Consider the following 26766-nt stretch of genomic DNA (forward strand, 5'->3'; position numbering starts at 1 on the left):
ATGAACAAAAGCAGTGAAAAAAAACACTCCGTTTATAGAGATTTGCTATACAAAGCCCTTCTTTTCATCGGTACGGTAGCGGTCATCGTCTACTTCCTGCCCCGTGACGGGAAGTTCAACTATCAGTTTGACATCAACAAACCCTGGAAATACGGCCAGCTGATAGCGACCTTCGACTTTCCGATCTACAAGACGGACGACGTGGTCAGACACGAGCAGGACAGTATCCTGGCCCGCTTCCAGCCCTACTATCAGAAGGACAAGAATATCGCAACAGAAGCCCTGAAAAAACTGAAAAAGGACTACCAGAACCGCCTGCACGCCCCCTATCTGACAGCCGACTACCTGCAATATATCGAAAAGAAACTGACCGAAGTGTACCAGGCAGGCATCCTGTCGTCCGAGGCAATGGAAACGTTGCAAAAAGACAGCACGCGAAGCATTATGACCGTGAACGACAAGATTGCACAGCAGCAAGGAACTGACAAGCTGTATACCGTCAAATCGGCTTATCACTACATCTTGACGGCCGACTCCCTGCACTACCGTCCCCACGTTCTGCGTCAATGTTCCCTGAACGACTACCTGAACATCAACCTGACCTTCGACGAACAGCGTACGGACGCAGCCCGCAAGGAAATGCTGGAAAACTACTCGTGGGCCAACGGCATCGTACTGAGCGGACAGAAAATCATAGACCGTGGCGAGATTGTCAGCCCGGAGACCTACAATATTCTGGAAAGCCTGCGCAAAGAATCCATCAAACGCAGTGCATCAGCCGGACAGAACCGCCTGACACTGCTGGGACAGATACTCTACGTCAGCATCTTCATGCTGTGCTTCATGCTTTACCTCGACCTGTTCCGCAAGGACTACTACAACCGGAAAGGAAGCCTGTCGCTGCTCTTTGCACTGATGATGTTCTACTGCGTGGTAACCTCGATCATGATGGCATACAACCTGTTCAATGTCTACATCCTTCCCTATGCCATGCTGCCGGTCATCATCCGCGTATTCCTCGATTCGCGAACAGCTTTCCTGACGCACTGCATCACCATCCTGGTATGTTCCATCTGCCTCCGCTATCCGCATGAATTTATTCTGCTACAGATAACCGCCGGCCTGGTAGCCATCTATAGCCTGAGGGAACTGTCACAACGCTCACAGCTGTTCAAGACAGCCGTGCTGGTCATACTGACCTATGCCGCCCTCTATTTCGCTTTCGAGATGATTACGGAAAACGACTTGTCGAAGGTGAACGGACGGATGTATATCTACTTCATCATCAACGGCATCTTCCTGCTCTTCACCTATCCGCTCCTATTCGTACTGGAAAAAACATTCGGCTTTACCTCGAACGTGACGCTGGTCGAACTGTCCAACATCAACAATCCGCTGCTGCGCCGCATGTCCGAAACCGTGCCCGGCACCTTCCAGCACTCCATGCAAGTGGCCAACCTGGCTGCCGAAGCCGCCAACTGCATCGGTGCCAAGAGCCAACTGGTACGTACCGGCGCCCTCTACCACGACATCGGCAAAATGGAGAATCCCGTGTTCTTCACCGAAAACCAGCGGGGAGGTATCAATCCGCACAAAAACTTGAACTACGAACAAAGTGCGCAAGTAGTCATCAGCCACGTTACCGGCGGCGTGAAACTGGCCGAAAAAAACAACCTGCCCAAGGTCATCAAGGACTTCATAACAACCCACCACGGCAAAGGGAAAACCAAATATTTCTACATTTCGTGGAAGAACGAACATCCTGGAGAAGAGCCAGACGAAGCTATGTTCACCTACCCCGGTCCGAATCCTTTCACCAAGGAACAAGCCATTCTGATGATGGCCGACTCGGTAGAGGCCGCTTCGCGCAGCCTGCCCCAGTATGACGAAGAAAGCATCAGCAACCTGGTGGAGAAAATTATCGACTCTCAGGTAGCCGAAGGGTACTTCAAGGAGTGCCCCATCACCTTCAAAGACATCGCTACCGTGAAGGAAGTGTTCAAAGAGAAGCTGAAGACCATCTATCACACGCGCATCAGCTATCCCGAACTGAAAAAGCAAGAAGAGAAAAAGTAAAAAACCTAACCCCATAGAGCCATGAAACCTACTGCCAAAGAAGAACAACGCGCCCTGCGCTTCCTGCAACAGAGCCAGCTGACACCGGAGCAAATAGCCGGATTCAGCTTCATGCAACGGCATACGCCCGAACCCGACCGCCACAGCCCGGCCAACGTTTATGGCCCCGGCATCCTGACCTTACGGCTGAAGTCGGGCGAAGAAAGAATACGGATCGTCCATCTGCGCAACCACCCGACGGCTCTGATACGTACTCTGATAAGCCGCGGTATCGCCTTCGACAATCATCCAGCCGACACGGGAAATAGTACAAGGCCAACAGGCACCACCGTCTACCGCCGCATGTCACTCTACATGTTCTGGTATTTCGTACTGTTCGTTCTCTGCCTCAGCATAGCTTTCTATACCCTGAACATCGAACAATGGACAGGCATTGTGCTGCCCGTTCTCTTTTTCGGCATGAGCCTCTACAGCATCTACTTGCTTCAGGTGCGTTTCTGCTACCTCCGACTGGAAACCGACCGCCTGACCGTAGTCAGTGCCGGACGCGAAATCCATTATGCCTACAGCGATCTGCTGAAAGTGAACTTCGACTTCGCCCGCGAACCGAACGCCACACACGTCATGGAAGTGATGGACAATACATATCGCTACCGTCTCTTCTACATCGGCCGTGTACCCCGCACACGGCTCAACGAGATTGCCGAACGTCTCCGCCAAGCAGGTATCGACGCCACATGCAGCCTCAACGACGAAAAACGACACTACCACGACGTGTACCATGAATAATTGAGAATGGATAATTGAGAATTGAGAATTATTAGTAAGGGGGGAGTCTTCCATTATCCATTATCAATTATCAATTCTCCATTATCAATTCCTCAAGCAGTCCTGCACAGGCATCTTCCAGCAGGTCGAGCACATACTCGAAACCTTCTGCACCACCGTAATAGGGGTCGGGAACGTGGTCAGCCTCAGTAAAGCGGGTACAAAAGTCAGTCATACGACAAATCTTCCGTTCTGCTTCGACCGAAGGAGCGCGCTCCTTCAGGTCTTCGATATTGCGGTCGTCCATACCAATGATAAGATCGAAATCATCGAAATCGCTGGTACGAATGGGACGCGAACGATGCACTAGGTTGTAACCGCGGCGGGCAGCATGCGCACGCATCCGCGGATCGGGCAATTCGCCCTGATGATAACTCAGGATACCGGCAGAGTCAATCACAAATTCATCGGCTCTTCCGGCCTCTTCCACCAGATGTTTCATTACACCTTCGGCAGACGAAGAGCGACAGATGTTTCCGAGGCAGACAAACAGGATACGGTGTTTCTTTGAAGAAGCCAAGTCTTTCTTTTCCATAGTTTCCATATTAAATTCAGATACCTAAATACTGTTTAAACCGCGTTACGTCATCATTCAGGATAAGCGCCTCGGGAAAATCAGTCTCACGGATGAGTTCTGATACGTATTCGTAATTGGCAATATCGAACGAAATGTGGGCATCACTTCCTAAAATGACAGGTACTTCGTACCGCTTGCACAGACGAAGGATTTCCAGATTATTGGGACGGGCCTCCTCCTTGTGGCGGCAGGGCTTCAGGGAACTGTTGTTGATCTCGAGCAGTGTGTGATGTTCTTTCGCCGCAAGGACAATAGGTTCGAACAGCAAACGGGCCGTTCCGTCGCCGGGATGGCTGATGATGTGGATGTAGGGATTGGCTATCGCCCGCAGCATGCCTTCCGTATTCTCCTCGGGCGTTCCCGGACGGTAACAAAGCGAATGGATGCCGGCAATGCGCAGATCGAGTTTCTTCAGGTGTGTCTCGTCCAGGTCGAGTCGCCCTTCCGTATCGAGGATGTTGATTTCCGCCCCCAGCAACAACTCAATCCCATACATACGTCTGGGCACGACATGCAGGTTACGGAAATAAATCAGGTCACAAGTACCAGGGATGCCGGGCGTATGCTCGGTGATGCCCAGCAGTTCCAGTCCCTTGTCGGCAGCTGCCTGTGCCATCTCCTGCAGCGTGCTGAAGGCATGCCCGCTGGCCAACGTATGCGTGTGTACGTCTAATGCTATCTTCATATTTATATCCTAAATTATATTCTACATCGGGTCGACATCGTAATAAACAATGAGCGACTTGAAACGGTCTTCGGCCACCATCTCCTGTTGTACCTGCACCAGCAACTGCCGTGCACGTGCCATCGGAGCATTCGTTTCTATCTTGAGGACAATCTTGCGAATGAACAGCGTCTGTATGCGGGCCACAGGCGGTTTGTCCGGTCCCAGTACCCGTGCACCAAAGACAGCACGCAGCTTAGCAGCCATCGTCTGTGCCATGACGTCGAGCAGCTGCTCGTTGCGGTGTTTCAGGTAGACATACACCAACCGGTAGTAAGGCGGATAGCGGAACAACTGCCGCTCGGCCAGCTGCCCGACCACCATCCCCTCGAAGTCGTTGTGCATCACCTGCGGAATGATGGGATGATCGATACTCTTGGTCTGCAATACCACCCGCCCACGCTTGTTCTTGCGTCCGGCCCGCCCGGCCACCTGTGCCATCAGCTGGAAAGCACGCTCGTAGGCGCGAAAATCGGGATAGTTCATCATGGTATCGGCATTGAGGATACCTACCACGCTGACGTGGTCGAAGTCCAGTCCCTTGGACACCATCTGCGTGCCGATAAGGATGTCTGTCCGTCCTTGCTGGAAGTTGTGGATGATGCGTTCATAGGCCGTACGGGTACGGGTAGTATCCAGATCCATGCGAGCTACGCGAGCCTCTGGGAAGATAGCTTTCACGTCGTCTTCAATCTTCTCCGTACCAAAGCCACGGTTGCGCAGGTCCACTCCCTCGCAGGCAGGACACTGACGGGGCACAGGCTGCGTGTAACCGCAGTAATGGCAGGTCAGCTGGTTGAGCCCCTTATGGTAGGTGAGGCTGACGTCGCAGTTTTTGCATTTGGGTACCCAGCCGCACGTATGGCACTCGATCATAGGTGCAAAGCCGCGGCGGTTCTGGAAGAGGATAACCTGCTCCTTCTGCTCCAGCGCCTCGCGCACGTATTGCAACAACAAGGGTGAGAAGGGACCATTCATGCGCTTCTTGCGTTGCAGTTCCTTGATGTCGACCGGAATGATTTCGGGCAGTTGAATTTCCTTGTAGCGTTCCTTCAGCTCTACCAGCGCGTACTTACCACCCTCGGTAGCATTGTACCAGCTCTCCACACTGGGCGTAGCAGTACCCAGCAAGGTTTTGGCCCCACACATAGAAGCCAATATGATAGCCGCGTTGCGGGCGTGGTAGCGGGGAGCGGGATCCTGCTGCTTGTAAGTATTCTCGTGTTCCTCGTCGACGATGACCAGTCCCAGCCGCTGGAAGGGCAGGAAAAGGGACGAACGCACACCGAGGATAATGTCATAGGGTTCATGGGAAAGCTGTTTCTGCCACACCTCTACCCGCTCGGCATCGGGAAACTTGGAATGATAGATGCCCAGCCTGCTGCCAAAGACCCGCTTCAGACGCTCGGTTATCTGGGTAGTCAAAGCAATTTCAGGCAGCAGATAAAGTACTTGCTTGCCTTGACGGATAGCCTCATCAATGAGGTGGATATAAATTTCGGTCTTGCCGCTGGAAGTGACTCCGTGAAGCAGGCAAACATTTTTCTTGCGGAACGAAACGCGGATTTCGTCGAAAGCCCGTTGCTGATGTATATTCAATTCATTGAGGGACATCACAGCTTGTGAAACAGTTTCCAGTCGCCCCACCTCCTGTTGATAGACCTCGAACACGCCTTTATCCACTAACCCGCTAAAAACAGCAGGAGTAGCGCCCGAACGTTTCAGCAGCTCGGCTTTGGAAACTTCCTTGACCTCTCTTCCTCCCAGACAGCCGGAAAGTTCGATGTACTTCATCAGCAGGTCCAACTGCTTGGGCGCCCGGCGTTGCAGTTCGTCGAAGAAGAAATGCAGCCGCCGTTCGTTGCACGCCGCTTCCGTAAGGCGCACACGTGTCTCGGTCTTGGGCTTGTAGGTGCGTTTCAACTCTTCCTTTACAAAAAGAGCATCTTTCTCGAGTAATGACTTCACTACAGCAAGAATGTTCTTCAAACCGCTTTCCTTTTCCAGCCTAGTCACCGTTTGTTCGGGTTCGACAGCCAACAGGTCCAGCACTTTTTGTTCGCGTTCGGATAACGGTTCTGTAGCTTCGAAATCTGGATTGTACTCTACTACGGTTTCACTCTCCAGCTTCAGCCCCGACGGCAAGGCAGCCTTGTAGACATCGCCCTGCGTACAAAGATAATAGTCGGCCAGCCACTCCCAGAACCGAAACTGTAAGGGCAACAGAATAGGGTGTTCGTCGAGTACAGCCGACACTTCCTTCACTTCGTATTCCTGTGGCTTCAGGTAATGCACATTGCGCACAATACCCGTATAGAATTTCTTCCGCCCAAAGGATACTACCACCCGACAGCCTATCTGCACCTGTCCGTCCATCTCAGGCGGCAAAGCATACGTGAAACTGGCCTGTAGAGGCAATGGCAATATGACATCGACAAATTTTTCCATCGTGAGTGCAAAGATACGACAAAAAAACAGCGCCACCAATCAAAAAGATTAGCAGCGCCATTGACTTATCAAACTAATTGTCTTTTCTAAAACATATATGCTAATGAGATTTGCCAGGTTTTAGTTTTAAAATCAGCCTCCTGTACATTCTTCCAAGTGAAACTATCCCCCAAAGGGATCTGATAATTCACTCCAATTTGTAGATGCTTCACCAGCTTCACACCAGCACCGATATTCAATCCAACCTGTGTTTTCTTGGCCTCTAGTCCTTGCAAATCAACATCTTTAAAATTAAAAAAGAAATCCGGTCCTGCTGCTACATAAATTCCAAACATACTGCCTAATCCTAACGTATATTTCAGATTGACAGGAATTTCCACACCCTGCTGCTTAAAATCATCTTCACCACGCTGTGAATACATTACAGCACCGTCGATACCCAAACCGATAACCGGTATTGTAAACTCGGCCATCGGACCAATAAAGAAACCAGCACTATTGTCCTTATTTCCTTCATATCCACCATTCCAGTCAATCTTCGACATATTCACACCACCTTTCACGCCCCATTTAAGCTGAGCCTGAGCAGGCGTAGCCAATGCCAGACAGCACACAGCTACTAATAAAATACTAAAAACCTTTTTCATATTCTTTCATTTAAAGTTTTGGGCAAATATATGTAAAATATTCCACGAAAAGAGTACAATCTAACAGAAAACTACTACCTTTGCACGACCAAACCAAGGAAAGATGCCGGAGTGGTCGATCGGGCCGCACTCGAAATGCGGTGAACGGGCAACTGTTCCCAGGGTTCGAATCCCTGTCTTTCCGCTAAAAAAGATGTAAGTCTTACTACAAGATTTGCATCCTTTTTTCTTCATAAACATCATACACCATGAAAATGTTCATTATCGCCGCCCTGACGGCCATCTTTTTAACAATCCACGGATGCCGTCCTGCCTCAGACTGGCAAACACAACTACGTACAGAGCTCCAAACTTATACAGACACATTGGATGCACAAATCGGTATCGCTCTCTTGCTGGAAAACGGAGACAGCCTGACACTCAACAACCGCCAACACTACGAAATGATGAGTGTATTCAAGTTCCATCAGGCACTGGCCGTATGCAACTATCTACACCACCACAACCAATCACTCGACACCCTGCTTCACATCACGCCCGCCGATTTGAAGCCCAATACCTGGAGTCCGCTCAGGGACAGATATCAGCAAGAAGAGTACGTAAACGGAATGGATATCAGTGTCCGAAACCTGTTGGAATACACGCTACAGCAAAGTGACAACAATGCCTGTGACATTTTGTTCTACCGTCTCGTATCGCCTGCCGAGACAGACCTTTTTATCAGAAACCTGGGACTGACAGAAGATTTCGGCATTGCCTATACCGAAGCAGAGATGCAGAAAGACCATCACCTCAGCAAAGGCAACTGGAGTACACCTTATGCAGCAGCCAGCCTCTTGAAACACTTTCTGGAAACTGATCTCATAAAGGAGCCTTACAAAGCTTTCATAAAGGAAACAATGACCAGTTGCCAGACCGGCATGAAACGACTTCCCGCCCCACTACATGATGCGGGAGCCATTATTGGCCACAAGACCGGTAGTGGATATACCACGGCAGACGGCCGTATTGGAGCGACCAACGACCTCGGATTCATCACCCTATCCGATGGGACTCGCTATATCCTGGCCGTTTTTGTAAAAGATTCGGGATACAATGCCACACAAACGGAGGAAATCATCGGACAAATATCTCAAATCGTATTCAACCACCTGCAAAAATATTGATTACTCACCATGATACAAATCAGAAAGACTCAACCAGAAGACATAGACCACCTGATGAACATCTTTGAACAGGGTAAACGCATCATGCGTAAAAGTGGGAATCTGAAACAATGGACAGGAAGTTATCCCAGCCGAGATTTAATAAAAAAAGATATCGAAGCCGGTCACAGCTATGTCTGTCTGGACGAAAAGGGAGATATCATCGGGACCTTTACCTTCATTCCTGGCAAAGATCCTACTTATGCCCGCATCTACGAAGGACAATGGTTGGACGACGAAGTCCTTATGCCACCATCCACCGCCTGGCCAGTACAGAAGACAGCCACGGTGTAGCCGCCGCCTGCCTGGAGTGGTGCTACACCCAAATACAGAACTTGCGGGCAGACACCCACCGCGACAACCTCATCTTGCAACATATCCTGCAAAAACACGGTTTCCGCTATTGCGGCATCATCTACCTGCTGAACGGCGATGAACGGTTGGCATACCAGAAATTGTAGATGAACGGTAAGTAAATAAACCCTAAATGCTAGCAATACCTCTTCTTCAGCTCCTCCACCGACATGCCGGTAAAATAATCTTCAATGAAGTTCCAACGCTGCTCGTCGGTCATACGATCGGTACCGAAAAACATCGTAAACAGCTCAATCTGTTCCTGGAAAATGCGTTCATTAGCATCTAGAATCAGATTACGATAACCATCGGCTGCCGCCAGCTGTTCCAGCCTATCCGCATCGTTGATGCGTACATGAACGCACGGCGTACCGCCCCCTGCCACACTGAACGACAAGCCCCCCAGCATGGAAAGCAGGTTAAGCAACATGTTCAAATCGGAAAACGGCGTACAGTAGAACTGCAAACGGTCGCCCTTATGCCCCGTGATACGCTGGGCAAACAACTTCTGATAACGCGAAAGCAACAGATCGAAGCCACGGGTTACGGTAAACGAAAGTTCGTTGGACTCCTTTTTCTTCTGGCTGCTGATATAACTCACGCTTCGCCCTTCCTCCGTACGGCTCTCGAGCAGGGAACCAATGAAGCGCTTGGCCGAACGGACATCCATCGCATGTTCGGCAAAGACGGCACGCAAGGCTTCTTCATCAAAACGCCCCTTACTCTTCTGTAAAGCTGTTTTCAGCAGCGTAACCAGACTCTTGAACAGCTCGTCCATACGACTGCGGAGCGTATCGGCGTCTTCCTTCAGCAGCACCTCATGCTTGCCTACGGCAACCGGACGTGCACCTTCGCACAGCGTACCGTTATTCAGTTTCTGTTTGAATTCCTTATAACCCAATTCGGGGAAACGCTCTTCCCACAAACGATCGAGACGGGCCAGGTAAACACCCTCCTCTCCTTCCACCGGAGTCAGATAATCGGCATACGCACGGGCAAACGCATCTCCCGTCTTGTCCTGCACATAGCCTTCCACCAGCAGATTCTGCGGACTGACCTCCAGCAAGCGGGAGCCAAAACGTTTCTGCACGTCTTCCTCGAGCCATAGCAAGGCGGTCTTTACAAATTGTCCCAGTTCCGTTTCATACTCCAGTTTATTCTTTGTACGCGGCAGTTTCACCACAAACTCGAAGTCGGAAAGCGACACCAGCATCTCCAGCTTCTGTCCTTTCATGTGATATACCTCGATGAGTTTCTGCAGAATCAGTGCCAACTGTTCCTGGGCAATAGCTCCCGTCTGATGCAGACGGTTCATATAATAGAAATCGCGTTCGTGGAAATCGGTGGCCGAAATGCCTTGCACGGATGCATCACGGGCAGCGCGTCCGACCTCCTGCACGTAATCGACAAACGTACTCGAAGGAGCCACATGGTAGACACGGTCGATATCACTGATGTCCACCCCCATACCAAAAGCCTTGGTAGCTACGATCAGCCGCTTACTACCATCCTTAAAGGCGTCTACAATGGCAGCCTTCTGCACCTTGTCCTTCTTCCCGTAGTAGGAAGCGACCAAAGGCCAGTCGGCAGGCTTCACCCACGACTTGATCCGCATGTCGATCCCACCGGCAAAGGGATAATAGAGCAACGTCTTATGCCCGTCCAGATAGTCGTCCACACGGGCAGAAACAGCACGCTGCTTGGCCTTATCGTAAGTTTCCCCTTCCTCCAGCTGCAACTGGCGGATGTCGAAACCAATATTCCGACGCTTCACCGTACCAATGTAGAGCACACAGGGTTCCATCTGCAATGAACGGACCGTCTCGAAAACCATATCGTTGTCGCCCGACGGATTCCATACTGCCGTAGCCGTCAGGGCAAACAGCGGGAAGTCATAGCCCAATGTCTGTTTCAAACCAGAAAGATAACGCCCCAGGAACCAATAGTCTACACGAAATTCCTTGCCCCAGGTAGTCACCGTATGAGCCTCATCGACTACGACAAGCCCAATACGACGGTCGCCCACAAAGTGACGGATATCGTAGGACAGCAACAACTCGGGCGAGAGGTAGAACAGGTCCACCTCACCCTCGCGCACCCGGCGATATACCTCAGCTTTCTGTTCGGGCGACAAGTCGGATGAAGCGTATGCCACACGCTCGTAACCCAGATCCTGCAATCCCTCTACCTGATCGACAATCAGAGCCTTCAGAGGGGAAACGATGAGCGTAAGCAGTCCGTATGCCTGCCCCAGATAAATGCCGGGCAGCTGAAAAATCAACGACTTGCCCGATCCTGTCGGAGCCGTCAGCAGGACATTGTCCGGCCGCTCACGATCGTCTTTAGCCTTTTCGGCTTCCCGAATGACGTGTTCGACTAAGTGTCCCTGCGACAGAACGACTTTATCTTTTCCGCCGAATAAGTCTTTGTATATCTCCAGATCACGGAACTGCCGATACCCGTATACTTCATTCAGAAGCCTGCTTACCTCATCCCGACACTCAAAGGGTGAGCCATGGCCGTCCAATACCGGCAGGCGGCATCCGTTCATATTTCGTGCAATCATGATATTCCTGAAATACGATGTAACAAAAAAAGAGAAAGGTGGTCAGCAGGCCGTAAACTCCGACCTTCAGAACCACCTTTCCTTATTTCTAATTTAATTTGCTGCAATGCTGTTGCTTCAGATATGCGTAATCAATACTCCTCTTCGTTAAAGAAGAAATCTTCCTTGCTTGGATAATCAGGCCAGATATCTTCAATGCTTTCATATATCTCGCCTTCATCTTCCATCTCCTGCAAATTTTCAATCACTTCAAGCGGAGCACCCGAACGCATAGCATAATCAATCAGTTCATCCTTAGTTGCCGGCCAAGGGGCATCTTCCAGCTTCGATGCCAATTCCAATGTCCAATACATAGTTTCTAAGCCTTTAAGTTTGTGTACAATATTCTTTTCTCAATATTTTCGGCAAAAGTATAACATTTTATTTCACTTGCAACTATTCTGCCAAAATATTTCGTCTTTTTTATTATCCAGGTTGATTTTTCGGGAAAGAACGAACAGATAGTCGGACAAACGGTTCACATAAGCCAACAATTCGTCCGCCACATGTACCTCTTCCGCCAACGCCAAAATACGACGCTCAGCACGTCGACAGACCGTACGGCAGACGTGACAAAGCGCTGCTACCTCATCACCTCCCGGCAGCACAAATGCCTTCAACGGCGGGAGCTGGCTGTCCAGACGGTCGATCTCCGCCTCCACCTTTTCCACCTGTTCGGGGGTAACGATACTGGCTGCCCGGAGTTCTGTTTTTTCACTGTCGGTAGCCAGATAACTGCCTACGACAAACAGACTGTTCTGCACCCATTGCACAAAAGCCTTATCTTCATCGTTGGACAAACGGGAAACCAGCAGCCCCAGAAAAGAATTCAGCTCGTCCACCGTGCCATACGCTTCCAAACGGACATGTGTTTTGGGAACACGCGTCCCTCCCACGAGCGACGTCTTGCCGCTGTCACCCGTACGTGTGTATATCAGACTTTTCTTCATATCAGTATATGTTTTAAGCATTAACAGCCCGAAGGCTTCAAAAGTTTACCAGATAATGTTGTTTTATCTTCGTCCGGTCGAAGAAGATGATGCCCAAGTCGTAGAGGTCGAACGTGATGCCGCAGCGTTCGTCCTGCCTCATGGCGTCCCACAGCCTGCGCATGGCCGACGTGTAGCGGATGCCTTCGATGACAAATACCGAGCAGCCACGAGCCCGCTCCACGCACTGACGGAACACTTCCTCTACAAAGTCGGGACGCCGCCAGTCGTGCAGATACAGAAAGTCTACCGGTACGCCCGCCTCCAGAAACAGTTCGTCCAGCTCCGCAGCAGCCGTATAAGTCGCCCCTTCCCTACCCGCCTTCAAATAGAGCCCCGAAGAGGACAGAGGTCCCGCATCGACAATCGTTTCCGGCCGCGCATAGTTAACCAGACGGAACAGAAGCCGCTTCACCCGCAAGGGCTCTTCTCTCCAGCTGCTGGGGTGCTGCGTTGCCTGCCGCTTCTCCCCTTCCAGCAGGGAAGCATACTTATAATAAGGTGCAGTCTCGTAGATGACCCCCGTTATCAGATGGAAAGCAAAAGGTGAGTGCACTCCGTAACCGCACCGATGGCGGAAGCGGGCCAGACGCACGAAAGGACGCTTGCACAAGATAGAGATACGGTTCATGTTCCTGACAGTTTTATACCTGCAAAGATAAAGTAATCCGGCAGAAATCCATCAACCGGCAGCAGTATTTTGCACCCGCCCTGACGAAGTGCTGCATGAGCCCTCCACACAGTGCTTCGTCAGGGGGCGAGGAAGTACTGCATGACGACCTCAGGAAGCACTGCATGGCAAGGCAAGAAAGCACTGCGTTAACCTGCCTGAAACAGCCTTTTCCTCATCCGATAAGATACTTTAGCAGAAAGAATACTGTCAGGATGTACATTGTAACCGTGAGCCGCTTGCGGTGGCCGGACAACAGGTTCACCAACACATAGCTGATCATGCCGATGGAAATACCCTCGGAAATGCTATAGGCCAGCGGCATCATAATCAGGCAAAGGAAAGCGGAGATGGAACGGGAATAGTCGGAGAAATCAATCTCTTTCAGCGTGGAAAGCATCATCAGCCCCACCAATATCAGGATCGGAGCCGTAGCCGCCGTCGGCACCGACAGAAAGAACGGCGCAAAGAACAAGGCAAGCACTAGACCCATCGCCGTCACAAAAGCCGTGAGGCCGCTGCGCCCGCCTTCGTTCACACCAGCCGCATTCTCGACCACAGTGGTGACAGTGCTCGTCCCCATAAGGGCCCCGAACGTCGTTCCCAGCGCATCGGCCATAAAAGCCCGGTTCAGCCGACGGATTTTCCCCTGTCTGTCCACCATACCCGCCTTCACGGACATGCCCACCAGTGTACCGATGGTATCAAAAAGGTCAATAAACAAGAACGTGAAAACCACCACCAGCATGTCCAGGCTCCAGATGTGTTCAAAATCAAACTGAAACACGATGGGAGCAGGCGATGGCGGCAGGCTGCACAAACCTTGCCAGTGAGTCACTCCGAACGGTATGCCCAGGAGCGTAGTTACCAGAATGCCGATAAGCAGAGCCCCCGCAACCTTGCGTACCAGCAATACAGAAGTCAGAAGCAAGCCGACCAACGTGAGCACCACCTGCGGGCTGGTGACATCGCCTAAAGTTACCAAAGTAGCTTCACTTCGTACGATGATGCCCGACTGCTGCAAACCGATAAATGCAATGAACAAGCCGATGCCCGGAGCTATCGCTTTGCGAATTACCTCGGGCAGGGCATTGACAATTCTCTCCCGAATGCCCGTGGCTGTCAGCAAGATGAAAAGAATTCCCTCAATCAGCACAGCCGTCAGTGCAAATTGCCAGGGATAGCCCATCGTCAAGCAAACCGTATAGGCAAAGAAAGCGTTCAGCCCCATGCCCGGCGCCAGCGCAAAGGGCAGTTTGGCATAAAAAGCCATAACCAATGTCGCAAATACAGAGGCAATGACCGTCGTCGTGAACAGCGCGTCACGGTCCATGCCCGTCGAACTCAACACATTGGGATTGACGGCCAGGATATAGGCCATGGTCAGGAAAGTGGTCAAACCGGCTACCACCTCCCTGCGGACAGTCATCGTCCTCGGATCAAAATCGAAAAGTCTTTTCAGCATATCGTGCGATTCGGATAAGTCGGAAACAAAAGTAAGAAATAAAAAACATAAAGTCCCTCTTTACATCCGTAAAGTAGATGTTTAGCGTGCTCAAGTAGGTGTTTACGACGAGAAATCACCTTAAAAAAACATTTCTCCCTTGAAGCCCTCACGCTTTCACATCGCCACAATGCATTGAAAACAAATGCGATACGGTGAAACATACAAGGTGCACGGTGAAGGCACAAGAAGAGATTTGCGGACGGAGTGTGAAACTTACTGCTTTCACCGTCTCCTTAAGTCTGAGTTTCATTTCACCATAACCATATAAATACCAGTATCTTACAGTGAAAGTTCACCCGAGCATCTTTTACACAATAAGAAAAGCAGCTTTAAAAATAAAATAGTCGAACGGAAATATCATTGATATGATACAGATGCAAAAACAGCATGATACACAAATCCATAATCTCAAGGAAATGCTACGCATGGAAAAGTTCTGTGCCATGCTGGGGGGCACTAAAGAAATGACTGAAAGCCTTATAGTCAAAAAAGAAGCTTTGAAATGTAGCGGTAAAATCTATTCGGAGCAGCATAGGTAAAACTTTAATGCCAAGGATTATATTCTAATGGTGGAAATGACCCTAACGATGAAAGCTGACTGAACCTGACAATAATCAGGAAGCCGATTGCCGACTGGTTCAGGGAACAATGGCACAGGCTCAGATATGGCACAAGACAACCACAACAGGAAGAAAGGAAAAGCAGAGGATTCAAATTGTAATTGTTGAATCGCTCAAATCTAGAAGAAAGGAGTAATCAAATGGTATTTTAATTGTTCCTTTTTCATATCTTTACACCCGTGCGGTGGATAAATTGAAAGAGGAGGCGATAAACAGCCTGCCGGAATTAAAGTTTTAACCATAAAAGACTTACCTTTGCAATTATGGGCTTTGAAGCATTAGTAAAACATATCAGCACGATACAAAGCACGTTGCAGGCGCAAGCCGCACACGCTGTAAACCTCGCCCTGACTGCCCGCAATTGGCTCATGGGCTGCTATATCGTGGAGTTTGAGCAAAACGGTGAAGACCGTGCCGCATACGGCGAACAACTGTTGAAGAAACTGGAACAGCGGTTGAATGTCAAAGGACTGAACGAGCGCAGGTTTCGTGAGTTCCGGCGGTTGTACCTCGTTTATCCGCAACTGAAAGAGCCTATCGCACAATACATATTGGCAGGAAGCGAAATTCGGCACACACTGTCCGCCGAATTTGCAGACCCAATTCGGCGGTCGCCAACCGCCGAATCTTCTCAATACATTCAATCGGCTCAAAACAAATGGATTACCCCACCCGAAAAGTTATTTAGCCGCCTATCCTCTACCCATTTGAATGTAATTTCACCCATTGATAACCCTGTAAAACGTGCTTTCTACGAAATGGAAGCCATTCGGGGCTGCTGGTCAGTAAAGGAATTGGAGCGGCAAATCAATTCCCTCTATTACGAGCGCAGCGGATTGTCGAAAAACAAAGAAGCCTTATCTGCTTTGGTGCAACGGCAAGCCATACCGCTGCAGCCCAAAGACATTATTAACACGCCCGTTACGTTAGAGTTTTTGGGATTGAACGACCGTGCTTTGGTAACGGAAAACGACTTGGAGCAATCCATTCTGGACAACCTGCAACGCTTCCTGTTGGAAATGGGACATGGCTTCTGCTTCGAAGCACGCCAAAAGAGAATCCTGATAGACGGGGATTATTTCTTTGCCGACCTCGTGTTTTACCACCGCATTTTGAAATGCCATATCATCGTGGAATTGAAGATAGACAAGTTCCGCCACGAATACGCTTCGCAACTGAACCTATATCTTAACTACTTCAAGGCGGAAGTGATGCAACCCGACGACAATCCGCCTGTCGGCATCCTGCTTTGCACCGAGAAGGGCGACACGTTGGTAAAATACGCCACTGCCGGATTAGCCCCGAACATCTTCGTGCAAAAGTATATGATAGAACTTCCCACTGAAGAGGAAATTAAGAAGTTCATTTCAACTGCAAACTATTAGCAATAAAAAACACTACTGGCGAAAAGAAGGAAAGCCATTCTTTCTCTTTTCACCAGCACGTTTATTACTGCCAACAAGAATAGGTTTAGGTTAGTTTGGATGTATATACAAAAGACAGAACTAAACCGTAAATGCAGACGATAATTATAGCAAGTCACTTATGATACATTCTGTTCTTCCAAGACTATATTAGCATCATTATCGCATTTTTCAGGCTTAATCCGCTCTATACGACGAATATGTTTTGCCCTATTAGCTATAATTAACGGTACACGCTCGACAACAACAACCGATGTGTCAAGCCCCAACGCACTCGGTTCTCCAATGCCTATCTTTCTAATTAAGGCATAAAGGCTCATCAGCAAATTTTGTCGGCGGTTACGGGAATCTTCAGGATAATATATCCGGTGGATAATAATAAAGCGAAAATCACCCGGTATGCCATTCTTATGCAATGAAGGATAAGAGCTTGTTAGTTCTACTTCACCATCCGCAACAAGGTCATCAACTACTTGTCGTAAATAAAGGCTCACGCGCGGTTCTATACGAAAACCTATACGCATGGTTATACTAAACAATGTCCCTTTTATTAATGTGGAACAATTATATTCAAGTGTGTCTGGTGTATCCACAAATTCAAGGTTAATAAGCCAATAATGATCTGCCCGTTTAGGCTGCTTATTAATTATGGAATACAACAATTTATCGTCCACACAACCTTCTTTGTCTGCATGATTCACATAGACAAGATTAGAAGCATATTTGGATATGCTTTCGTCCGCCTTAATATCAGAAATAATGTTGTAGTATTCACTTAACCGTTTGGAAGACATATGTTTTCGACGAATTTTGTTGGCACTTACCCATACAAACATGATAAAACATAATAATCCACCTATTAACAGCGTAAACCAACCTCCGACCATAAATTTGGACAGGTTTGCAGCAAGGAAAATACCTTCAATAACACAATATCCGCCGACAAACAGTATTGATAGAATGCGTGGAATGTTATGCATATGCAAATAGAATCCCAACAACAATGTTGTCATCAACATTGTAATAGTTATGGCAAGTCCATAAGCGGCTTCCATGTGGGTGGAATCTCGAAACAACAATATAGTAAATATTACTCCAATATACATTACAAGGTTTACCATTGGAATAAATGACTGACCTTTTACGTTGGTAGGGTGCTTAATACGCATACGAGGCCAGAAATTCAAGTTCATAGCTTCACTCAATATGGAAAATGAACCGCTTATTAGAGCTTGGCTCGCAACAATAGCTGCCCCGGTAGCCATTGCTATGGAAAACAACAGTATTTCTTGTGGCATGATTGAATAAAATGGGTTCACTGTACCTTCTGCACTTTCCGGATGATGCAATACCCACGCTCCTTGCCCCAAATAATTTAGAATAAGCATCACCTTTACAAATATCCAACTGACCGTAATATTTCGTCTGCCACAGTGCCCTAAATCAGAGTATAAGGCTTCTGCACCAGTGGTACACAAGAAAACGGCACCCAATATCAGAAACCAGTGGGGGGATTCCACTAATAACCGTATGGCATAGTAAGGATTGAATGCCTTGAATACTTGAGGATAGGAAGTCAGACTGATAGCTCCGGCGATTCCAAGAAGCAGGAACCAAAGTAGCATAAATATGCCAAATGACCGTCCTATATTTTCTGTACCAAAACGCTGAACGAAAAATATAATGGTAATAATGGTCAGTGTAATAGGAATCACAGGCAGATGCGGACTGATACTTTCAAGTCCTTCTATGGCAGTTGTGACCGTAATGGCTGGAGTGATAATACCATCAGCAAGCAAAGTGCTCGCACCGATAATGGCAATGATGTAAATCCACCTTCTTCTGTGGCGGCGTAAAAGGGCATAAAGCGCAAGTATGCCACCCTCCCCGTTATTGTCGGCACGGAGAGCCACCAGCACATATTTCACCGTAGTCTGAAGAGTAAGCGTCCATATGATACAAGACAATGCGCCTAAAACATAATTTTCATCAAGAGCTTCTCCAGTATGAATGATGGCTTTCATAACATAGAGTGGCGATGTTCCAATGTCACCAAAAACAATACCCAATGTGATGAGTAACCCGGCAAATCCAAGTTTATGTTGAATATTGCCTTCTTTTGATAGGTTTGCCATAAAAAGTAGTTTTTTGTTCTACATATATTTGTTTTCCTTTTAAGCGGCGCAAATATAAAATAAAATCTTAACAATAAGATTTCACTTTTCTTTTTTCGTGAAAAATATCATATAAACCTTGACGATGGTCAAGGCTTGTCTAAAAAAAATAGTCTGTTTGAATTACGTATAACTATTAAACTCAAAAGCCGAAGTTATGGGACTTATCCTTCACCTCGGCTTTTTGCTATTTACTGATTTCCTAACCTATCAGCTTCCTTTTTCAACTGCTCAGCCTGCTCATTAAGCAGCTTTGCCCGTTCCAAGGCTTCCGCCTGCCTGCGGCAACGTTCCTCAAAATCTAGTACCGAATCCGTCAGGTTGCGGATAAAACGCTCGTCCCGCTGCCACTTGAACTTATTCTCCAGTCTTTCAAGGGTATTGCCGTCCGCTTGTCCCTGCATCAGCAGATAACGGTATTTCATGTCGTTGTCCTGTGAAATGGATTTATCTGCCTATGAATCCGAGCAAAAACAGCAGGAACAACTTGCCGCAAAAGTACGTGAACTTCAAAAGAAGAACACGGAATTACAGAAAGCGGCGACCAACTATTACCTTTATACCGCCGAAGGTGAACGCCTTTTCTGCGAACGGCACAACTGCCGGATTTATCCAGACAACCGAGGCATCTTTTGGCATTTCAAAGTTGCCGACTATCCAGCTTATACACTTCCGACTGAAATTAGTCGGGTGTATCTTAACCATGAGATTTCGATACGGGATGTGTATGTGCATTGGCGGAAGAACAGTCATAAATAGAACTCGTGTAAATAGGATGTTGGAATCAGAAAATCCAACATCTTATTACACATAAACTATTGAATACTGATTAAAGTCCACCCTTGAGCCTTTAATGATTCCATTATAATTATAGAAGCATCAACAGCTTCTTTGATAGGATACTTTTCTTCTAATCTTATCCAAAATGGCCAATATTTATCCCTACTTGTATGCCCATCGTCTAATAAAAAAACACTTTCAACATCATTGCGCGTGCTCGATGAATTCCTTTTTGACCAGTACTTTGCAAAGTAGTCATCTTTAATCTTGGGAATATCAATTTTTGATAAAATAAGATTTCGTTCGTTTGTTTTCTCAGTTCTGCAACCATAGTAAATACCACAGTAATTTTTCTTGTCAAACTCAATAACTACTTCAATTTTTATACTTTCCTTTGATAATTCCCAATGATAATAGACTTCGTTTTTGACATCTATCTCCTTTTTTTGCGGGAGAAGTGAACACAAATCTTTCCATTTTTCTTGCCATTGTTGCGATGCATCGTTCATAAACATAAACATTTAGAGATGAATATATATTTTTCAAATTAAAGGTTTAGAACCGTACTACAACGCCCGAAACATTTATCTAAAGCTAAAACCTCTGTTTTCCAACAATCTTTTAAAGCTGCCATTTCGTGCTTTCTTAATAAAAGCTGGAATATGCAACTTCAAATATAGCATAAGTTCGTCGGCCTTATATCGATCATCTATATTCTTATGATTGATTTGGGTAATACCTCGAACAACATCTTTACTCTTAGAATAATCCAATCTTCTCAATTCATCAACAAATTGCCCGACCAATTTATCAAATGGATATAAACCAGTTAAGACTTTATTATCGCTTGTGTAGTCCCCTAATATGTGAACATTATAAGCCATTGATGCAAGGAAATGAGAATAAACACTTTTAGTGCCTCCTTTGTCATCATCCTGAGCAAGTCTAAAAATCTGTTCAGTCTTCTGAATGATGAGCCTATTCCGTCTTGCTTGTTCAGATTTTATTTTCGCTTTAAATACTCTTATATTGGATTCTATGTTCAAATCATACTTTTCACAATAATTTCGGATGAATTTTTCCAATTCTGTATTCCAAGGCTCTGCTTCATAAGCCCAATGAAATAAAAGTCTATGATTTCGGGGGTGGGAAATATTTAGACCAGGATAATCTCTGTCTAATTGATTATGAAAATCAGATTTTGTATTATCAATCATATCTGAGCTTATGAATTTAGTCCAGCTCTGATTACTCTTAGTGTCTTTTGAACGACTGAATAACTTAAGGTTGTATTCAAATCCAAAGACATCCATGATATCTTCGCAATGTTGAATAAACCCGTTATGAGCGTAAACATTCAACACTGAAGATAATAGAATAAGGGCAAATGCTCCTGCTTTCTGTATTATACTTGTTTTAGTCACTTCCTTTATCTTTTGAATCATCATTACTAGAAAAAAAGCCACATATACTATTCCAAGTTTTTGACCACCACGATGGTTCGCTCGTTTTGGGGGCAGTATCTTTTGCATCTTCATCAGAAAACCAACTTTTGATAGTTTTCCATATCTTCGCCCACCATGATTCTTTTTTCTCAATAATAGTACACTGATATTCGTCTTTACATGCAATATTCGCAAAGACAGTTCTATCACCTACCGAATACAGATATGGCTTCAAATCTTTATTATCTGAATCATATTTATACATCAGGTTTATTCCATTGGCAAAGACTATCCGTAAATAATAACCTTCTTGCTTAGTTGAATGATATGGTCTGTACCTAAGGCTATCACCTGAGAATTTTATTTTAACACCATTACTTTCACCTTTATCAATATAATCATTTCCCCATTCCTCACATTCTAAGTTCGTGTCATAACTTTTGGGAGTATGATCTTTACAGAAATCAATAATATCCTCTATATTTGCTTTAACTGTTTTGTCCTTTTCCTCAGCACTATGCCCTTCTGCATTATATGTTAAGTCAAATTCCCTCATTCGAGACCAATCCTCAGTACGCACCTTTTCATAATCTATGTTGCGTTTCAATACGAAAACCTCATTAGGAATGATTGCTTCAAAGAATAAGTACTTAAGATCCTTAAGACCTTTAAAGCATTCAACACTTTCTATTTCGTCCAGAGATACCCCATTAGTAAATGTCGTTTTTAATTGGCGTACAGAAAGCTTGTCTACTTCGTGCTTTTCTATATAAATGGATACATCTCCCACATTATACGACAGGCGTTCGGGAAAGATAATTTGCAATTCATCATTCAAGTGAGTACCAATCCACAAATGATACCATTTTCGATAGCTTATATTTTCAAATATGATAACGTTTAATATATTTTCCCACGCATTTTCCTTTACATTGGTTAAAAATACCAAATACGGATCAACATTAATATTTGAACCGTTTTCAAATGAAGCTTGAATACTTGACTTTATATTTGGATATTCAACCATAAGAGGTAATAACTTTGAAGCAGCCATATACAAGATACTTCTGTCTGATGCGTTTGGGTCATCTATACCAGCTCGTATCAAGTCTAAACCCTTTTCCTTGTTTCCCAATTCATACAAATACACCATTGCACATTGCAAAATAGCAGCACTATTACTGGGAAGGTTTTGCAGTGCTATGTTTATTAATTGCTCCTTTTCGATATTTGATAAGTTTTTCTCATAAGATAGTCTTGTCAAAGCAATACAACCACTTTTCTCATCATATCTTAAGATTGGAGCTTTCTTATACATATTAAGATAAGTGACAAAATTGGGCTTTGCCTTATCATATTGTTCTAAATCCACATATCCCATCCCTAAATGGTAATAGTATTCAGCGATCTGTTCATAAGTTTTGCGGTGGTCTTCAAGTAATCGAACAAGTTTTGCTGCATCAGGCTCAGAAATATAGTCGCTGAACAAATTTGCTGTAGCTTCCGTTAACCTGTCATTTTCGCTGAGATGATATTTATTGTAAAGACTGAAGACTATGTTCAAAGCTGTTTTCCGCACATCATTTATCGTATTCAAATCTTCTTTACGTAAATCCCACATAGCACGCAGTTCCTCAATGTTCTGTTCACCTTGCATGGTCTTGTATTCTACAGCAGAGCGAGCAGCTGTAAGCAAAGTTTGAAAAGCAAACTGATAACCCATTCCCGGTCCAGCGTTTCCTGTTAATAACATTGTTGGATCTAAGGCATTGGATAGTGCTGCCCACTTCATATTATCTCTTTTAATAGATTGTATTCGTCTGAGTAAAGCACGCTCCTCTTCCGTTATCTCAAATCTACTAACTGCGTCTAACAACTCTATCCTAAAATCATTGATTTCATATAGTCCTATCATTTGCTCCATTGTCAGGTTATTCAGCAGTTGATCAGATTCATGCTCAAGAACAGTCATGGATTTGTTATGGACAATATTTGTCAATGTCGTGATGCAATAATTCATCTGGGCAATGACCATGTCCTTATCGGATTGAGCAAATGTATAGGAAACATTGGAAAAGATTATGGCCAATGTTAGGGCAACTGCTTTTATGTTGGATGGGATTTTCATATTATTGCGCCTTTTATTATCGTTTAATCAAATGTTATTCTTTTTAATTCCGCTCCACAGACTTGCCCTGTGGGAACAAAACGGGAACATTCTTAAAAGAGAAAAAGAAGGTGTGTCAAAAAGCACACCTTCTTTGTTTAGCACAAAGCCCCGACTTTCACAAGCTGGGGCTTTGTTATTACCCTTAATTCCGCAACACTATTATAAATATAACTTTTTAAGTAGAGGGTGTGTCGTAATACGCGATTCACCCTCTTTTCTTTATCAACGATAAGAGCGTTGTTAACTTTTTCAAGCAGCGATATTCTGAAGATAATCTCGATATTTTGTTCCCAATAGCTTAAATGAGTGGGTAATAAGGCCGTAAAGGTGTTTAATTGGCCAATTTATCCCCTCTTTATTCATCTTGGTACACATCTTTTTTATATTGAAGGCGATGGCCAGGAAGGAAAAGTCCATAAGGACCTTGTCCTTTCCAAAATGACGGAAGCGCTTGTAGTTCATGTTGAATTTTATCTGTCCAAATACAGCTTCCGGTTCTATACACCTTTGCCCTCTGTGTTTCAGTCCTTCTTCGGAACAGAGAAGTTCCCGGGCTTTCTGTTTGTATATCCTGAGTCGGTGATTCAGTTCTATCGTCCTGTTTCCTTTAGCTTTAAAACACAGACATCTTAACGGACACCCTTCGCATCTGACAGCCCTATACCTGGCATATTCGACTACATATCCGGATTCGGTTTTCGTATGCCTGGTACCTGCCCTCTGCATCTTTTGTCCCATTGGACAGACGCAGTAGTCCTGTTCTTCATTGTAGAAAAAGTTTTCGGCTTTAAAAGGATTCGGTTTAAATCTTGGCCGCTGCTCCATGTGGAAACAATTGTATTTGACGTATGCTTCCATCCCGTTTTCCGACATAAAGTGGTAATTCTCTTCTGATCCGTAACCGGAATCAGCAACCACCGTATGAGCCAAACGGCCGTATCTGTCGGCAAAGGACTTCAGAAAGGGAATCATCGTCAAGGTGTCAGTCGGATTCGGAAAAAGAGAATAATCGATAATGAATTGATTTTCCGTAGCAATCTGAAGATTATATCCTGGTTTTGTCTGACCGTTGTGCATGGCATCCTCCTTCATTCTCATAAAAGTGGCCTCTTTGTCTGTCTTGGAATAAGAGTTGCGGTCCTGAAGATTGTCCAGATGGTTATTGTATTCCTGAAGCTTATCTCTATGTGCTTCCAGTTCTTTCAGCTGCTTGCGTTTCTTTCCCAGCGCAGATTTCTGCTCTTTCGTGGATGGTTCTGAAGTCTGTTCAAGAGCAGTGCGTAATTCTCCCGCCATTTCTGTCAGCATGGAAGGAGTAAACTCAATTTCCTCGTTGTTTTCCGAAGCTTTTTCCTGAGCGATGACGTCATCTATTTGGCTTAACAAAACACTGATTTTCTTCATCAGTCGTTCACGGTTTCGCTCAACGCTCTTCCGCCATACAAAAGTATATTTGTTGGCCTTGGACTCAATCTTTGTTCCGTCAATATATTCCACATTCAGACTGATGAAACCTTTGGATGAAAGCAGAAGTACGGTTTGGGTAAACACTTCGTTGATCTCCTTCTTCACCCGATTACGGAAACGGTTGATAGTAATAAAGTCCGGTTTCTCATAACCGGCTAACCAAATGTAATGGATATCACGACGAAGGAGCTTTTCTATTTTCCGGCAGGAGTATATATTGTTCATATAGGCATACAAGATAACCTTTAGCATCATCTTGGGATGGTAAGGACTACGGCCGCATTCTTTGTATAACTTCCTGAAACCTTCAAGATTCAGGCTTTCAACCAAAGCGTCAACCATGCGTATAGGATCGTTTTCTGCAATATCTTCATCGATTCTTTGCGGAAATAGTACCGTTTGGTTGGGAGTGTAGGGACGAAAATGTATCTTTGCCATATGTATAAATCTTTAGGCTTAAAGATACAAAATCTTTAGGTAATAACAAAGCCCCAGCTTGTGAAAGTCGGGGCTTTGTGCTAAACAAAGAAGGTGTGCTTTTTGACACACCTTCATTTTGCCGTGTCAGATTTTTCACTTATCTTAGTGTTGCAATTAGAAAACAAGCGAAAATCGTAACAAGGCATGGCAAAGGTACAAATAAAATCTGAGAAACTCACACCTTTTGGAGGAATTTTTTCAATCATGGAGAAATTTGACTCCATGCTTTCACCCGTTATCGACTCAACACTGGGTCAGAGATGCCGCAGTATCATCGGATATCAGTTCAGCGAGATAGTCCGTTCGCTGATGAGCGTTTATTTCTGTGGCGGCTCATGCGTGGAAGACGTAACGTCACAACTGATGCGCCATCTCTCGTATCATCCTACCCTTCGTACATGCAGCTCTGATACCATCCTCAGAGCCATCAAGGAACTGACACAGGAAAACATCTCCTATACTTCCGACCAAGGCAAGACCTATGATTTCAATACTGCAGACAAACTCAACACATTGCTTATAAACGCTTTGGTTTCTACAGGCGAGTTGAAGGAAATTGAGGAATACGATGTTGACTTTGACCATCAGTTTCTTGAAACGGAGAAGTATGATGCAAAACCGACCTACAAAAAGTTCCTCGGCTACAGGCCTGGCGTATATGTTATCGGTGACAAGATAGTCTATATCGAGAACAGCGATGGCAACACGAATGTGCGTTTTCATCAGGCAGACACCCATAAGAGATTCTTCGCTCTTCTGGAATCCCAGAACATCCGTGTAAATCGCTTCAGGGCAGACTGCGGTTCCTGCTCGAAGGAAATCGTCAGTGAGATAGAGAAGCATTGCAAACATTTCTACATCCGTGCCAACCGATGCAGTTCGCTCTACAATGACATCTTTGCTCTGAGAGGATGGAAGACGGAGGAGATTAACGGCATCCAGTTCGAACTCAATTCCATTCTCGTTGAGAAATGGGAAGGCAAGTGCTATCGTCTTGTCATCCAGAGACAAAGACGCAACAGTGGCGACCTTGACCTATGGGAAGGCGAATACACTTACCGTTGTATTCTGACCAACGATTACAAGTCATCGACAAGGGACATTGTTGAATTCTACAATCTGCGTGGCGGCAAGGAACGTATCTTTGACGACATGAACAACGGATTCGGTTGGAGCAGGCTCCCCAAGTCATTCATGGCGGAGAATACTGTCTTTCTTCTGCTTACTGCATTGATACACAATTTCTACAAGACCATCATGAGCAGGCTTGACACCAAGGCTTTTGGGCTCAAGAAAACGAGTCGCATAAAGGCTTTTGTCTTCAGATTCATCTCCGTACCTGCCAAGTGGATCATGACTGCAAGGCAATACGTGCTGAATATCTACACAGAGAACCGCGCTTATGCAAAACCCTTCAAAACAGAATTCGGATAAGAATCCTTTCTTTCCGGTTAGAATCTGCGTATTTCCTCAAGTCGCATCGTGGGGTAAGGGGATGTTGGCTACATATTGATGTTGTGCTGTTGCTTTTTACTGAAAGCTACTACTAACGACTCATAAATCTACCCTTAATCGT

At 45.9% G+C, this 26766-nt stretch carries 20 protein-coding genes, 1 tRNA gene and 4 pseudogenes; 10 read left to right on the forward strand and 15 right to left on the reverse strand.

The features are described 5' to 3' along the window. Both BQ8005_RS10470 and BQ8005_RS10475 read left to right on the forward strand, forming a co-directional pair. Positions 1 to 2076, forward strand: a complete 2076-nt coding sequence (locus tag BQ8005_RS10470) for an HD family phosphohydrolase (RefSeq protein ID WP_075318003.1) — start codon at positions 1 to 3, stop codon at positions 2074 to 2076. A 21-nt stretch (positions 2077 to 2097) separates the two neighbouring features. Further along, positions 2098 to 2865: a hypothetical protein gene (locus tag BQ8005_RS10475; protein WP_075318004.1), complete on the forward strand. Its 768-nt coding sequence runs from the start codon at positions 2098 to 2100 to the stop codon at positions 2863 to 2865. A gap of 70 nt (positions 2866 to 2935) precedes the next feature. Here the strand turns inward: BQ8005_RS10475 and BQ8005_RS10480 are convergent, their stop codons facing one another. From BQ8005_RS10480 to BQ8005_RS10495, 4 genes are all read right to left on the reverse strand, one after another. Beyond that, positions 2936 to 3448 carry a low molecular weight protein-tyrosine-phosphatase gene (locus BQ8005_RS10480; RefSeq protein ID WP_394334103.1) on the reverse strand — a complete coding sequence of 171 codons (513 nt, stop codon included), beginning with the start codon at positions 3446 to 3448 and terminating at the stop codon, positions 2936 to 2938. A 7-nt stretch (positions 3449 to 3455) separates the two neighbouring features. Next, complete coding sequence (locus BQ8005_RS10485) at positions 3456 to 4166, reverse strand: phosphatase (protein WP_075318005.1); 711 nt, start codon at positions 4164 to 4166, stop codon at positions 3456 to 3458. Positions 4167 to 4187: 21 nt separating this feature from the next. Continuing rightward, a complete protein-coding gene (gene priA / locus BQ8005_RS10490; RefSeq protein ID WP_075318006.1) occupies positions 4188 to 6653 on the reverse strand; it encodes a replication restart helicase PriA in 2466 nt (821 codons plus the stop codon). Positions 6654 to 6739: 86 nt separating this feature from the next. Then, entirely contained in the window at positions 6740 to 7300 is a 561-nt protein-coding gene (locus tag BQ8005_RS10495; RefSeq protein WP_075318007.1) for a porin family protein, read from the reverse strand. A 97-nt stretch (positions 7301 to 7397) separates the two neighbouring features. On the opposite strand from BQ8005_RS10495, the gene BQ8005_RS10500 reads away from it, so the two are divergent. The 3 genes and pseudogenes from BQ8005_RS10500 (at position 7398) to BQ8005_RS17220 (ending at position 8966) form a co-directional block, all read left to right on the forward strand. Next, positions 7398 to 7484 (forward strand) — tRNA-Ser (locus BQ8005_RS10500). Positions 7485 to 7548: 64 nt separating this feature from the next. After that, a complete protein-coding gene (gene bla / locus BQ8005_RS17215; RefSeq protein WP_075318008.1) occupies positions 7549 to 8466 on the forward strand; it encodes a class A beta-lactamase in 918 nt (305 codons plus the stop codon). 9 nt (positions 8467 to 8475) lie between these two features. Further along, positions 8476 to 8966 (forward strand): annotated as a pseudogene (locus tag BQ8005_RS17220) (GNAT family N-acetyltransferase). A gap of 29 nt (positions 8967 to 8995) precedes the next feature. Here the strand turns inward: BQ8005_RS17220 and BQ8005_RS10515 are convergent. The 5 genes from BQ8005_RS10515 to BQ8005_RS10535 form a co-directional block, all read right to left on the reverse strand. Then, positions 8996 to 11425 (reverse strand): DEAD/DEAH box helicase, encoded by a 2430-nt coding sequence (locus tag BQ8005_RS10515; RefSeq protein WP_075318009.1) that lies wholly within the window; start codon positions 11423 to 11425, stop codon positions 8996 to 8998. Positions 11426 to 11556: 131 nt separating this feature from the next. Then, positions 11557 to 11778, reverse strand: a complete 222-nt coding sequence (locus tag BQ8005_RS10520) for a DUF2795 domain-containing protein (protein ID WP_002558131.1) — start codon at positions 11776 to 11778, stop codon at positions 11557 to 11559. A 72-nt stretch (positions 11779 to 11850) separates the two neighbouring features. Next, on the reverse strand, positions 11851 to 12414 hold the full coding sequence (locus BQ8005_RS10525; protein ID WP_075319134.1) for a cob(I)yrinic acid a,c-diamide adenosyltransferase: 564 nt from the start codon (positions 12412 to 12414) through the stop codon (positions 11851 to 11853). Between the two features lie 37 nt (positions 12415 to 12451). Further along, complete coding sequence (locus BQ8005_RS10530; protein ID WP_075318010.1) at positions 12452 to 13084, reverse strand: hypothetical protein; 633 nt, start codon at positions 13082 to 13084, stop codon at positions 12452 to 12454. A gap of 214 nt (positions 13085 to 13298) precedes the next feature. Then, positions 13299 to 14588, reverse strand: coding sequence for an NCS2 family permease (locus tag BQ8005_RS10535; RefSeq protein ID WP_075318011.1), 1290 nt, complete (start codon positions 14586 to 14588; stop codon positions 13299 to 13301). A 413-nt stretch (positions 14589 to 15001) separates the two neighbouring features. Here BQ8005_RS10535 and BQ8005_RS10540 point away from each other — a divergent pair. From BQ8005_RS10540 to BQ8005_RS10545, 3 genes and pseudogenes are all read left to right on the forward strand, one after another. Then, positions 15002 to 15351, forward strand: a pseudogene (locus tag BQ8005_RS10540) (mobilization protein); the annotation flags it as partial. Positions 15352 to 15422: 71 nt separating this feature from the next. After that, positions 15423 to 15488: pseudogene (locus BQ8005_RS17225) on the forward strand (site-specific integrase); the annotation flags it as partial. Positions 15489 to 15513: 25 nt separating this feature from the next. Further along, positions 15514 to 16635, forward strand: coding sequence for a PDDEXK nuclease domain-containing protein (locus BQ8005_RS10545; protein WP_075318012.1), 1122 nt, complete (start codon positions 15514 to 15516; stop codon positions 16633 to 16635). A 158-nt stretch (positions 16636 to 16793) separates the two neighbouring features. On the opposite strand, the gene BQ8005_RS10550 is transcribed toward BQ8005_RS10545, so the two are convergent. Further along, complete coding sequence (locus BQ8005_RS10550; protein ID WP_018710110.1) at positions 16794 to 18809, reverse strand: KUP/HAK/KT family potassium transporter; 2016 nt, start codon at positions 18807 to 18809, stop codon at positions 16794 to 16796. A gap of 230 nt (positions 18810 to 19039) precedes the next feature. Beyond that, a pseudogene (locus tag BQ8005_RS10555) lies at positions 19040 to 19285 on the reverse strand (hypothetical protein); the annotation flags it as partial. 4 nt (positions 19286 to 19289) lie between these two features. On the opposite strand from BQ8005_RS10555, the gene BQ8005_RS17685 reads away from it, so the two are divergent. Then, on the forward strand, positions 19290 to 19607 hold the full coding sequence (locus BQ8005_RS17685; RefSeq protein ID WP_234984032.1) for a hypothetical protein: 318 nt from the start codon (positions 19290 to 19292) through the stop codon (positions 19605 to 19607). Between the two features lie 56 nt (positions 19608 to 19663). On the opposite strand, the gene BQ8005_RS10565 is transcribed toward BQ8005_RS17685, so the two are convergent. The 4 genes from BQ8005_RS10565 to BQ8005_RS10580 form a co-directional block, all read right to left on the reverse strand. After that, positions 19664 to 20137 (reverse strand): hypothetical protein, encoded by a 474-nt coding sequence (locus tag BQ8005_RS10565; protein ID WP_022150094.1) that lies wholly within the window; start codon positions 20135 to 20137, stop codon positions 19664 to 19666. Positions 20138 to 20212: 75 nt separating this feature from the next. Continuing rightward, the gene (locus BQ8005_RS10570) at positions 20213 to 21052 is read right to left on the reverse strand and encodes a hypothetical protein (protein WP_159436241.1); all 840 of its coding nucleotides are present in this window, start codon (positions 21050 to 21052) and stop codon (positions 20213 to 20215) included. Beyond that, the gene (locus tag BQ8005_RS10575) at positions 21045 to 23201 is read right to left on the reverse strand and encodes a tetratricopeptide repeat protein (protein ID WP_075318015.1); all 2157 of its coding nucleotides are present in this window, start codon (positions 23199 to 23201) and stop codon (positions 21045 to 21047) included. Before BQ8005_RS10575 ends, BQ8005_RS10570 begins: the two co-directional genes overlap by 8 nt. 291 nt (positions 23202 to 23492) lie before the next feature. Further along, the gene (locus BQ8005_RS10580; RefSeq protein WP_075317536.1) at positions 23493 to 25148 is read right to left on the reverse strand and encodes an IS1182 family transposase; all 1656 of its coding nucleotides are present in this window, start codon (positions 25146 to 25148) and stop codon (positions 23493 to 23495) included. A gap of 186 nt (positions 25149 to 25334) precedes the next feature. Here BQ8005_RS10580 and BQ8005_RS10585 point away from each other — a divergent pair, with 186 nt between their 5' ends. After that, positions 25335 to 26624 (forward strand): IS1380-like element IS612 family transposase, encoded by a 1290-nt coding sequence (locus tag BQ8005_RS10585; protein ID WP_005815306.1) that lies wholly within the window; start codon positions 25335 to 25337, stop codon positions 26622 to 26624. Positions 26625 to 26766: the final 142 nt, after the last annotated feature.

The sequence above is a fragment of the Bacteroides togonis genome, assembly GCF_900130135.1.
Classification (GTDB): Bacteria; Bacteroidota; Bacteroidia; order Bacteroidales; family Bacteroidaceae; genus Bacteroides; species Bacteroides pullorum.